We start from the raw sequence: 13,525 nt of genomic DNA on the forward strand, positions 1-13,525 counted from the left end.
CTCCATGAGCACCGCGTCACCCGGCGGCGACGCCTGGATCCGCCGCTTCCACCCCGCCGACGAGGCGCCGGCCAGGCTGGTCTGCCTGCCGCACGCCGGCGGGTCGGCGAGCTTCTTCTTCCCGCTTTCACGGGCGCTTGCTCCGGGGCTGGACGCACTGTGCGTCCAATACCCCGGCCGGCAGGATCGCCGCAACGAGGCCCTGGTCGACGACATAGGGAAGCTCGCCGACGCACTCGTCCCGGTGCTGGCACCGTGGTGCGACCGGCCCCTGGCGTTGTTCGGTCACAGTATGGGTGCGTCGCTCGCCTTCGAAGTGGCGTGCCGGCTGGAAGCGGACGGCATCGACGTGGCGGCGGTCATCGTGTCCGGCCGCCGGGCTCCGTCGGAAGTCCGCGCGGAGTTCACCCACCTGAGAGATGACGACGGGCTCATCGCCGACCTCAAGTCGTTGTCCGGCACACAAGCCCGAATCTTCGAGGACGAGGAGATCCTGCGGATGGCGCTGCCGGCGATCCGCAACGACTACCGTGCGGCGGAGACCTACCGCTTCGGCGGCGGCGGGCCGCTGCGCGCGCCGATCCACGTGCACACCGGCGACACCGACCCCAAGGTGACCCTCGACGAAGCCCGGGCATGGTCCCGGCACACCACCGGGGATTTCAGCCTCCGAACCTATTCCGGCGGCCACTTCTACCTGGTGCCGCCCTCGGCGCGGATGACCCGCGCGATCGCCGACACCCTCACCGCGGCCCGCCACACCGGTTAGGGGGGCGTTCCACCGGACCAGGGGGGTGGTCCCGAGCCCGGCGACGTTTTCCCTGTGCCGCAGGACTTCCGGTCCGCTGTGCTGCTCCGGCGCGGCGCTCCTTCGCCGCCGACCACCTTTGGTCGGCGGCGACTTTTCGTTACGCGGCCCAGCCGGGCGAGGTTGTGTGGTCCAGGTGCCGCCGTTAGGGGGCCGGGCCGACCCGATCGGGGCTTAGCGTGACCGCGTCTCCCGAAGGCGTCCATCCGACCTGGTGAGGAACACGCGAGTGACTGAGTCTGGCAACGGCCGAGTGCCGTCGACCGATCCGATCGTCATCGTCGGTGTCTCGTGCCGCTTTCCCGGCGCCGGTGGGCCGAAGCGTTTCGCCGAGCTGCTGCGGCGGGGCGAGTCCGCGATCACCGACATGCCGCCGGACCGCCTGGCCGGTCTGGGCGACGCCTCCGACGACGTGGCCGCCGTCGGAGGCCTGCGCGGCGGGTTCATCGACGGGGTGGACCTGTTCGACGCGGAGTTCTTCGGGATCTCGCCCAGAGAGGCGCTGGCCATGGACCCCCAGCAGCGCCTCATGCTGGAGCTGGGCTGGGAAGTGTTCGAGGACGCGGGGACCGCCCGTGACCGCTTCCACGGCAGCGACACCGGCGTGTTCGTCGGGACCATGTCCGGTGACTACAGCGGCATCGTGCAGAGCCAGGGGCGTGGCGCACTCGGACACCACAGTCTGACCGGTCTGCACCGCGGGCTGATCGCGAACCGCGTGTCGTACGCGCTGGGCCTGCGCGGCCCGAGCGTCGTGGTGGACGCCGGGCAGGCGTCCGGACTGGTCGCCGTGCACCAGGCCGCGGAGAGCATGCGCCGCGGCGAGTGTGTCGCCGCGCTGGCGGGCGGGGTGAATCTCAACCTCACCGCCGAAGGGACGCTGTCGGTCGCCCACCTCGGCGCGCTCTCACCCGACGGGCGCTGCTACACCTTCGACGACCGGGCCAACGGCTACGTCCGCGGCGAGGGCGGCGGGTTCGTCCTGCTCAAGTTCCTCTCCGACGCGCTGGCCGACGGCGACCCGGTGTACTGCGCGATCGCGGGCAGCGCCGTGAACAACGACGGCGGCGGCACGGGCCTGACCGCACCGGATCGGGCCTCCCAGGAAGCCGTGATCCGCCGGGCGTTCCGGCGGGCCGGACTGCCGCCCGAGTCCGCGGGCTACGCCGAACTCCACGGCCCGGGCACCCCGCTGGGCGACCCGATCGAGGCCGCCGCGCTCGGAGCGACGCTGGGGGAGGCCCGGAACGGCGGCGCACCACTGCCGGTGGGTTCGGTCAAGACGAACATAGGGCACCTCGAAGGCGCCGCCGGCATCGCCGGACTGATCAAGGTCGTGCTGGGGCTGCGCGGCCGGGAACTCTTCCCGAGCCTGAATTTCGAGAATCCCAACCCCGCCATCCCGCTCGACAAGCTCAACCTCGCCGTCCAGGTGCGCGCCGAACCGTGGGTCCCGGTCGACGGGCCGCTGGTCGCCGGGGTCAGCGCGTTCGGCATGGGCGGCACCAACTGCCACGTCGTGCTCACCGAGCAGAGGGGCCGGCAGAAGGCCGTCGTCGCCCGGCTGCACACCCCGGCCGTCTTCGCCGCGGACACCACCCCGCCGTGGGTCCTGTCCGGGCACAGCGCCGACGCCCTGCGCGGACAGGCCGCCGTGTTGGGGGGACAACTCGCCGCCGGCCGCGTCCCTGCCGCCGACGTCGCGGTCTCGCTCGCCACAACCCGCTCGCCGTTCCGCCACCGGGCCGTCGTCATGGGGACAGGGCCCGACGAACTGCGCACCGGACTGGACGCGGTCGCCGACGAGCGCTCGGTCGCCCAGGTCGTGACCGGGCAGACGGGGCCGGCCGGGGACACGGTGTTCGTCTTCCCCGGGCAGGGCTCGCAGTGGACGGCGATGGGGCTGGACCTGATGACGTCCTCGCCCGCGTTCGCCGCGTCGATGCGCGACTGCGCCGAGGCACTGGCCCCGCTGGTCGAATGGGACCTCTTCGAGGAACTGGCCGGGCCACTGGACCGCGACGACGTCGTCCAGCCGGTCCTGTTCTCGGTCATGGTTTCGCTCGCCGCCGTGTGGCGCGCCGCGGGCGTGGTGCCATCGGCGGTCGTCGGGCACAGCCAGGGCGAGATCGCCGCTGCCGTGGTGGCCGGCGCGCTGTCGCTCGAAGACGGCGCGAGAGTCGTCGTGCTCCGCAGCCGGGCCCTGGCCCGCCTCGCCGGGCGGGGCGGCATGGTCTCGCTGCCGGTCTCGGCCGAACGCGCCCGCGAACTGATGAGCCCCTGGGACGACCACATCAGCGTCGCGGCGGTGAACGGGCCCGGGGCGACCGTCGTGTCCGGAACCCCCGACGCCCTCGACGAGCTCCTCCGTCACTGCGAGGAACAGGACGTGCGCGCCCGGCGCGTCGCCGTCGACTACGCCTCCCACTCCGCCCAGGTCGAAGAGTTGCGCGAGCACCTGCTCGAAGCGCTGGCACCCGTACTGCCCCGGACGGGCACGACGACGTTCGTCTCGTCGGTCACCGGCACGGCGCACGACGGCACGGCGCTGGACGCGGATTACTGGTACCGCAACCTCCGCGAGCCGGTGCGGTTCGAGGCCGCGGCCCGGTTCCTGCTGGCGGCGGGGGCCAGGGCCTTCGTCGAGATGAGCCCGCACCCCGTGCTCGTCGTCGGGCTCACCGACACGATCCAGCACGAGGAGTCCGCCGCCGTCGCGCTGTCGTCGTTGCGCCGCTTCGAGGGAGGGCCGCAGCGGCTGCTGCGCGCGTTCGCACAGGCATGGGCCGACGGCGTCGACGTGGACTGGCCCGCGGTGCTCGCCGCGTCCGGGGGCAAGCGGACCGCCCTGCCCACATATGCCTTCCAGCGCCGGAGTTTCTGGCCGTGGTCGGGGAGCGCGCCGCAGGCCGGGCCCCTGGCGGTAGAGGCTCCCGCACAGGCACCGGCATCGCGCCGGAAGCCGGCCCGAGGCCGGTCGGCGCTGCTGCAACTGGTACGCGAGGAGGCCGCCGCGGTGCTGGGCACCGACGGACACGACGACGTGCTGCCCGCGCTGACCTTCCGCGAGCTGGGCCTCGACTCGGTTCTCGGCGTCGAGCTCGCAGCCCGGCTGACCCGGGCCACCGGACTGCGGCTCGCTCCTGGCCTGGTGTTCGACCACCCGACGCCGGACGCGCTCGCCCGCCACCTCGACGACCTGCTGACCGGTGAGCCCGACGCCCGACCCGAGCAGACGGCTGGGGCCACCGACGGTGACCCGGTCGTCATCGTCGGCATGCACTGCCGGCTGCCCGGAGGGGTGAGCTCGCCGGAACAGTTCTGGGACCTGTTGGTCGAGGGCCGCGACGTGATCTCCGGGTTCCCCGACGACCGGGGCTGGGACCTGGCCACGCTGGACGCGGGCGTACCGCGACGCGGCGGGTTCCTGTACGACGCGGTGGAGTTCGACCCCACTCCCTTCGGCATAGGACCCCGCGAGGCCGCCGCCATGGACCCGCAGCAGCGGATCATGCTGGAGACGGTCTGGGAAGCCCTCGAACGCGCCGGTATGGCGCCGGACGCCCTGCGCGGCAGCAACTCCGGCGTGTTCGTCGGCGCGATGTCCCAGGAATACGGCCCGCGCCTCCACGAGGGGACCGACCAGTCCCGCGGCTACCTGCTGACCGGCACCACCGCCAGCATGCTGTCCGGCCGCGTCGCCTACACGTTCGGCTGGGAAGGGCCGGCGGTCACCGTGGACACCGCCTGCTCCTCGTCGCTGGTCGCGCTGCACACGGCCGCCCGCTCGCTGCGCGACGGGGAATGCGACCTCGCCGTCGCGGGTGGCGTCGCGGTGATGGCCACGCCGGGTCTCTTCTCCGAGTTCGCGACGGCTGGTGGCCTGTCCGCCGACGGTCGATGCAAGGCCTTCTCCGCCGACGCGGACGGTACCGGATGGGCCGAAGGCGCGGGTGTGCTCCTGCTGGAGAGGCTGTCCGACGCCCGTCGCCGCGGTCACCGCGTGCTCGCGGTGGTGGCAGGGAGCGCGGTCAACTCCGACGGCGCCTCCAACGGGCTCACCGCCCCGAACGGCCCGGCGCAGCAACGCGTCATCCGGCGGGCGCTGGGCACCGCCTGCCTCGCACCGTCCGATGTGGACGCGGTGGAGGCGCACGGCACCGGCACCGCGCTCGGCGACCCGATCGAGGCGTCCGCCCTGCTCGCCGTGTACGGGGCGGACCGATCCGAGCCGCTGCGGCTCGGATCGGTGAAGTCGAACCTGGGCCACACGCAGGCTGCGGCCGGGGTCGTCGGCGTGATCAAGATGGTCCTGGCGATGCGGCACGGGTTCCTGCCCGCGACGCTGCACGTCGAGGAGTCGACGCCGAAGGTCGACTGGTCCGCCGGCGACGTCCGGCTGCTGCGCGAGGGCGAGCCGTGGCCGGCGACCGACCGGCCGCGCCGGGCCGGGGTGTCGTCCTTCGGTATCAGCGGCACCAACGCGCACGTCATCCTGGCCGAGCCGCCTGCGGAGCCACCCGCCCCCACGCCGATCCGGCACCGGCCGGCCATGGTGCCGCTGGTACTTTCGGGCGCGGACCCCGACGCGGTGCGCGCGCAGGCCGGGCGGCTGCGCGCACACCTGCTCGCAGACTCCGACGCCGACCTGACCGATGTCGCGTTCTCCCTGGCCACCACGCGGTCCGCACTGGCCTACCGCGGTGCCGTCGTGGCCGCCGACCGGGAAGAGGCGCTGACCGCTCTGGCCCGGCTCGCCGCCGACGGGTCCCCGGAGCGGGCCGCCGGCGGCCCTGTCGCGTTCGTGTTCAGCGGCCAGGGCGCCCAGCGTGCCGGCATGGGCCGCGAGCTGTACCGCGAGTTCCCGGTCTTCGCGACCGCGCTCGACGAGGTGCATGCGGAGCTGGACCGGCATCTGGACCGCAAGATCGCCGACGTCGTGTTCGGCGAGGACGACGACCTGCTCGACCGGACCGAGTACGCCCAAGCCGGGCTGTTCGCGATCGAGGTCGCCCTGTTCCGACTCCTCGACCACTGGGGAGTACGGCCGGACCTGCTGGCCGGGCACTCCATCGGCGAGCTGAGCGCCGCGTACTGCGCCGGGCTGTGGTCACTGCCGGACGCGTGCGCGGTCGTGGCCGCGCGGGGCCGCCTGATGCAGGCGCTGCCCGAGGGCGGCGCCATGGTGGCCGTGGCGGCAGGGGAGGCCGAAGTACGGGCGTCGCTGGTCGACGGCGTGTCGATCGCCGCGGTGAACAGCCCGCGATCGGTGGTGCTTTCGGGCGATGAGGCGGCGGTGACCCGGGTCGCGGCGGTCCTGGCCGCCGGAGGGATGCGTACGAAGCGGATCAGCGTCAGCCACGCGTTCCACTCGGCACTCATCGAACCGGTGCTGGCCGCCTTCGGCGAGGTGCTGGCTTCCGTGGAGTACCGCGTGCCGGTCCTCGACATCGTCTCGACCACGACGGGGGCCCCGGCCACCGAGGGTCTGCGCACCCCGGAACACTGGCTGCGCAACGCACGGGACGCGGTGCGGTTCTCCGACGCCGTCGTCGCGCTACGTGCGGCGGGTGCCGCCGTCCTGGTGGAGGTGGGCCCGGACGCCGTCCTGACACCCATGGTGGCCGAGACGCTGCCCGCCGCCATCGTCTGCGTACCGCTGCTGAGCCGGGAGCGTTCCGAAGTCCGTTCGCTCGTCGACGCGTTGACCCGGGTGCACGGACGCGGCGGCGAGCCGGACTGGCCCGCGTACTTCGCGAGCACCGGTGCCCGGACGGTCGACCTGCCGGCGTACGCGTTCCGGCGCCGGCGGTTCTGGCTGACCGCCACGCCGACGGTCCCGGTCCTTCCGGCGACGCACTCGTACCGCACCGGCTGGCGGCCGGTGCCGTCGATGCCCCGCGCTGTGCCTGCGGGGCAGTGGCTCCTCGTCGTACCTCCGACCGCGTCGGCGGAGCTGGTCGGAGAACTGCACGGCGGCCTCGCGTCGCGGGGACTGGAGCTGAGCGTGGTCGAACTCTCCACGGTGGACCGCGCGGCGATCGCCGCGCGGCTGCGGGAGACGCCGGCCGACGGAGTCCTGTCCCTGCTGGCCCTGGACGGTGAGGGCGGTGCACCCGCGACCGTGTCGCTCGCGCAGGCGCTGGACGACCTGGGCAGCACGGCGGCCCTGTGGAGCGTGACGGTCGGGGCCCAGCGTGTGACCGACGAGCCGGCCGATCCGGAGCAGGCGCCCGTCTGGGGTCTGGGCCGGGTGCTGGCCCGGGAGCAGCCGGCCCGCTGGGGCGGCGCGGTGGACCTACCGCTCCAGCCCGGCCCGGCCGCGTTGGACGAACTCTGCGCGATGCTCGCCGCGTCCGGCGCGGAGGACCAGTTCGCGATCCGCGAGTCCGGTGCGTATGTCCGGCGACTGGCCCGTGGACCGGTGCTCCCGGCAGCCGGGCCCACATGGCGGCCCAGCGGCACCGTCCTCGTCACCGGAGGCACCGGCGCGCTCGGCACGCACGTGGCCCGATGGCTGGCCGGGCTCGGCGCCGAGCACCTGCTGCTGCTCAGCCGCACCGGCGGGGGAGGGCACGCCGCCGCGCTCGAAGCCGAACTCACCGCCCTCGGCGCGCGCGTCACGATCGAGGCGTGTGACGCCGCCGACCGGGACGCGCTCGCCCGAGTGATCGACGGCGTTCCGGCGCGGTTCCCGCTCACCGCGGTCGTGCACGCCGCGGGTGTCGTGGACGCGGGTCTGCTCGACACCCTCACGCCCGAGCGGGTGCGGGCGGTCGCGCGGGCCAAGGCGGTCGCCGCCCGCAACCTGCACGAATTGACGGCTGGGCTGGATCTCTCCGCCTTCGTGCTGTTCTCGTCGGTCCTGGGGGTCGTCGGCGACATCGGCGAGGCCGGGTACGCCGCAGCCAACGCCTACCTCGACGCCCTCGCCGAAGCACGGACCGCGGCCGGGTTGCCCGCGACCGCCGTCGCCTGGGGCCCGTGGGCCGGCGACGGCATGGCCGGAACGGCCGAGGTCCGCGAGCACTTCCACCGCATCGGCCTCAAGCCGCTCCAGCCCGCTTCAGCCCTGGCGACCCTGCACGGACTCCTCGGCACGACCCACCCCACCGCCGTTGTCGCCGACGTCGACTGGCCGCGTCTGGCCGCGTCCAGGCCGGGCCCGTTGTTCGGCGAGATCGAGGAAGCGGCGACTGAGCCGTCGCCTCGGGACGACCTGCGTGCCCTGTCGGAGGCACAGCGCCGGTCCCGGCTCCACGACCTCGTGCTCGCGCAGGCCGCCGAGGTGCTCAACCACCCATCCGGTGCCGCGATCGACCCCACCTTGACTTTCGCCGGTCTCGGTTTCACCTCCCTGGCCGCGGTGGAGTTCCGTAACCGCCTCGCAGCGCGGCTCGAACTGGACCTGCCCGCCGGGCTGGTGTTCGACCATCCGACACCCGGTGACGTCATCCGCTACCTCGGAAATCCCCAGGAGGCACCCGTCCCGGTGCGGGCCGCAGCCGCGATGGAGGAGCCGATCGCCGTGGTGGCCATGGCCTGCCGGTTCCCCGGCGGCGCCGACTCACCCGAACGACTGTGGGACCTGCTGTCCGACGGGACCGACACGATCACGGAGTTCCCCACCGACCGAGGGTGGGACCTCGGCGCGCTGTACCACTCCGACCCGGCGCACCCCGGCACCAGTCACGTCCGGACAGGTGGGTTCCTCGACGACGTCGCCGGTTTCGACGCGGAGTTCTTCGGCATCTCGCCGCGCGAGGCTCTCGCCATGGACCCGCAGCAGCGGCTGCTCCTGCAGATCACATGGGAAGCCCTCGAGCGCGCGGGCATTCCCGCACCGGGGCTGCGGGGGCGCGACGTCGGCATGTTCGTCGGCTCCAACCTGCGCGACTACGCCGACCTGTTGCGCGCGGGGGCCGAGAACACCGAGGCCCACCTGCTGACCGGCACATCGGCCAGCGTGCTGTCCGGGCGGATCTCGTACCTTCTCGGGCTGTCCGGGCCGGCGGTCACCGTGGACACCGCGTGCTCGTCGTCGCTGGTGGCGCTGCACCTGGCGGTGCAGTCGCTGCGGGCGGGGGAGTGCTCGCTCGCACTGGCCGCCGGGGTCACGGTGCTGTCCACGCCGCAGCTGTTCGTGGACTTCTCCAGCCAGGGCGGCCTCGCGCCGGACGGGCGTTGCAAGGCGTTCGGGGCCGACGCCGACGGCACCGGCTGGGGTGAGGGCGCCGGCGTGGTGGTCCTCGAACCGCTCTCAGAGGCCCGACGTCACGGGCACCGGGTGCTGGGCCTGGTGGCGGGCACCGCGGTCAACCAGGACGGCGCGTCCAACGGCCTCAGCGCGCCCAACGGGCTCGCCCAGCAGCGGGTCGTCCGCGCCGCGCTCGACAGCGCCGGGCTGACGCCCTCCGACGTGGACGCCGTCGAGGCGCACGGGACCGGCACCGCGCTCGGCGACCCCATCGAGGCGGAGGCGCTGCTGGCGAGCTACGGGGCCGACCGCGCGGAGCCGCTGTGGCTGGGCTCGGTGAAGTCGAACCTCGGGCATACGCAGGCCGCCGCCGGGATGGCGGGGGTCATCAAGATGCTGCTGGCGATGCGGCACGGCCGGCTGCCCGCGACCCTGCACGCCGGCGAACCGTCGCCGCACGTCGACTGGACGGCCGGCCAAGTCCGCGTTCTGGACCGGGCGCGGAGCTGGCCCGCCGTCGACCGCCCGCGCCGGGCCGGGGTGTCCGGGTTCGGGCTCAGCGGCACCAACGCGCACGTGATCCTGGAGCAGCCGCCCGAGCAGCCGCCCGCACTTCCGGTCGAGGCGCCTCGCGCGCTGCGTTCGGACTTCGCGCCGCTCGTGCTGTCGGCCCGCTCGCCCGCCGCGCTCGACGAGACCGCTTCCCGCCTCGCCGGTGTGTTCGGCGAAACCTCCGCCGCTTCGCCGACGTTGCCCACCGTGGCTCGGGAGCTGGGCGAGCGGACGGTGTGGGAGCACCGCGCGGTCGTGTTCGGCACCGGTGTCGAAGACGTCGTCCGCGGACTCGGCAACCTCGCGGAAGACCCCGACGTCGTCGCGGGGGAAGCTGTCCGGAACACGGGGCCGGTCTGGGTCTTCCCGGGGCAGGGCGCGCAGTGGACCGGCATGGCAGCCGACCTCCTGGACGCCTCGCCCGTGTTCGCCGCCCGGATGCGGGAGTGTGCCGCGGCACTCGCCCCCTTCACCGACTGGGACCTGATCGCCGAGCTGCGCGGACCACTGGACCGTGTCGACGTCGTGCAGCCGGTGACGTGGGCGGTCATGGTGTCGCTGGCCCGGCTCTGGCAGGAGTGCGGGGTCGTCCCCGCCGCCGTCGTCGGGCACAGCCAGGGCGAGATCGCCGCCGCGGTCGTCGCCGGGGCACTGTGTCTGGAGGACGGCGCACGCGTGGTCGCCCTGCGCAGCAAGCTGATCGGGGCGCGACTTTCCGGACCCGGGGGTATGGCATCGGTGTCGCTGTCCGAGGAAAAGGTCGCCGAACTGATCGAGCCATGGGCGGACCGGCTGTCGGTCGGGGCCGTCAACAGCACCACGGCGACCGTGGTCTCCGGTGACTCGACCGCGCTCGACGAACTGCTCGCCGGGTGCGAGCGCACCGGCATCCGGTCGCGCCGTATCGCCGTGGACTACGCGTCGCACTCCGCGCAGGTCGAACGCATCCGTGACGACCTGCTGCGCGACCTGGCCCCGATCACGCCGCGCGCGGCCGAGATCCCGCTGCACTCCACGACCGTGCCCGGCTCGCTCGACACCACCGCGATGACCGCCGAGTACTGGTACAGGAACCTGCGGGAGAAGGTCTCCTTCGCACCGGTCGTCCGCGCCCTGCTGGAAGCCGGATCCGGCGTCTTCACCGAGATCAGCCCGCATCCGGTCCTGGTGCCCGCGGTACGTGAGGAAGCCGAGGCCGCCGGATGTGACGCCCATGTGTCCGGGACCCTCCGGCGCCACCACGAGGGCCCGCGCCGGTTCCTCACCGCGCTGGCCGAGGCGTTCACCCACGGCGTCCCCGTCGACTGGGCGGCGGTGCGCCCCGCGGACTCGGGCGAGCGCGTCGACCTGCCCACCTACCCGTTCCAGCAGCAGCGGTTCTGGCCGACGCCCGCCGCGCCCGCGTCGGCCGGTGAGCCGGCCGGTGAGCTGTGGCGCGCGGTCGACAACGGCGACGCCGGGGCTCTCGCGGACGAACTCGGTGTGGTCGGCGGCGACGCCGTCCACACCACCCTGGAACTGCTCGCCGGGTGGCGACGCCGGGCCACGGCGGACGCGCTGCGCTACCGCACGACATGGCAGGACGCCACCCTCGCGCGCGGCGCGGTGCCCACCGGGCGCTGGGTCGTGCTCGCGTCGGCCGACCGGCCGGCCGGCGACCTGCGCGCCGTTCTCGGCACCGAGACCGCCGTCCTGCCGCTGTCCGCCACCGACCTGGGCCAGGCCGACGGCATCGTCGCCCTGATCGACGATGCGTCCCTGACCACGGTGCTCGGGCTCGTCCAGGCAGTCCAGGACTCGGGTACGGCCGCGCCGTTGTGGTGCGTCACGCGCGGGGCTCTCGACGCCGACCCCGACCAGGCCGCGCTGTGGGGCTTCGGCCGGGTCGCGGGCCTGGAGTGGCCGGACGGCTGGGGTGGCCTGATCGACCTGCCGGTGGACCCGGAGCCGAGCGAGCTGCGTGCGCTCGCCTCGGTGCTGGCGTCGCCCGGGGACGAGCAGGAGTTCTCCGTCCGCGACGGCCGCGTGCTGGTGCGCCGGCTCGTCCCCGCGCCGGTGACCGGTGCGGCGACGCCGTGGCGGGTGCGCGGCACCGTCGTCGTCACCGGCGGCACCGGCGCGCTCGGTGGGCACGTCTGCCGCCTGCTGGCCGCCCGCGGCGCGCGGGACCTCGTGCTGGTGAGCCGGCGCGGCCCGGACGGCGAAGGCGTCGCGGAACTGGTCGCCGAGCTGCGCGGCCTGGGCGCCGAGGTCTCGACCGTAGCCGCGGACGTGGCGGACCGGGACGCCGTCGCCGCGTTGATCGCCGACCTCGACGCCGAGGGACGGGAGATCACCGGTGTGGTGCACGCGGCCGGGGCCAGCCCGCGTGCCGCGATCGCGGAGACCGACGCGGCCGTCCTGGCCGCGGCGACCGCCAAGGCCGACGGGGCCCGGCACCTCGACGAACTGCTCGGCGATCGTCCCCTCGACTTCTTCGTCCTGTTCTCCTCCGGTGCCGCGGTGTGGGGCAGCGCGGGCTCGGCCGCCTACGCGGCGGCGAACGCGTCCCTCGACGCCTTGGCCGAACGGCGCCGGCGGCAGGGGCGCACCGCGACATCGATCGCCTGGGGCAGCTGGGCCGGCGGCGGCATGGTCGACGCCCGGGTCGAGCGTGAACTGACCCACATCGGCGTCCGGTCGATGGCGCCGGAGACCGCGCTGGCCGCGCTGGTGGCCGCGGTGGAGCACGACGACACCACGGTCACCGTCGCCGACATCGACTGGGCCGCCTTCGCCGACAGTTACACCGCCGCCCGCCGCCGTCCGCTCATCGAGTGCCTGCCGGGCGTGTCCATCGAGAAGCCCGCGGCCACGGATTCGGCGCTTCGGCGGAAGGTCCTGGCCGCGGACGGCCCGGACCGGGAGCGCATCGTGCTGGGTCTGGTCCGCAGGGCGACCGCGCTGGCGCTCGGCCACGACGCCGACGCGGCCGTCCCTGCGGCGAAACCGTTCAAGGAACTCGGGATCGACTCGCTGACCGCGGTGGAGGTGCGCAACCGGGTGGCCACGGCGACCGGGCTCTCCCTGCCCGCGACGCTCGTCTTCGACCACCCCACCCCGGTTGAGGCGGCGCGGTACTTGCTGACGAGGCTCGTCGACGCCCCGGGCCCCCGGGCGGCGGCCCCGGCGACGGCGGCCCCGGTCGCGGTGCGCTCCGAAGAGCCCCTCGCGATCGTCGGCATGGCCTGCCGGTTCCCCGGCGACATCGGCTCTCCGGAGCAGCTGTGGGACATGCTGCTGGCCGGCGAGGACGCGATCGAGGACTTCCCGGCCGATCGAGGCTGGGACCTGTCCGGTCTGGCCGAGCGGGCCGGGCTGCGCGGCGGCTTCCTGGACGTCAAGGGGTTCGACGCCGGGTTCTTCGGCATCTCGCCCCGGGAGGCCGAGGCCACCGACCCGCAGCAGCGGCTGCTGCTGGAGGTCGGCTGGGAAGCGCTGGAACACGCCGGCGTGGACCCGCTGTCGTTGCGGGGCACCCCGGCCGGGGTCTTCGTCGGCGCGGGCGCGCACGACTACGCCGAGTTGGTCACGGCCGCCGGCCGCGGCCGCGAATACACCCTCACCGGCGGTGCGGCCAGTGTCCTTTCCGGCCGGATCGCATACTCCCTCGGCCTCGAAGGTCCTGCGGTGACGGTGGATACGGCGTGTTCGTCGTCGTTGGTGGCGTTGCACCTGGCCACGCAGTCGCTGCGGAGCGGGGAGTCGACCCTGGCGCTGGTCGGTGGCGTCGCGACGATGGCCACCCCGAACGCCTTCGAGGCGTTCGCTCGTCAGGGTGGGTTGGCTGGGGATGGTCGGTGTAAGTCGTTTGCTGAGGGGGCGGATGGTACGGGTTGGGGTGAGGGTGTTGGTGTGTTGGTGGTGGAGCGGTTGTCGGATGCGCGGCGGGCGGGGCGTCGGGTGTTGGCGGTGGTGCGGGGTTCGGC

2 protein-coding genes are annotated in these 13,525 nt (G+C 74.0%); both read left to right on the top strand.

From position 1 onward, the window contains the following. Positions 1-4: 4 nt before the first annotated feature. Positions 5-769, top strand: coding sequence for a thioesterase II family protein (locus ABT001_RS30470; protein WP_351284156.1), 765 nt, complete (start codon positions 5-7; stop codon positions 767-769). Between the two features lie 268 nt (positions 770-1,037). Continuing rightward, the coding region (locus tag ABT001_RS30475) for a type I polyketide synthase (RefSeq protein WP_351284158.1) at positions 1,038-13,525 on the top strand (12,488 nt) is incomplete at its 3' end.

The organism is Streptomyces sp. NPDC002793 (assembly GCF_040295485.1).
Classification (GTDB): Bacteria; Actinomycetota; Actinomycetes; order Streptomycetales; family Streptomycetaceae; genus Streptomyces.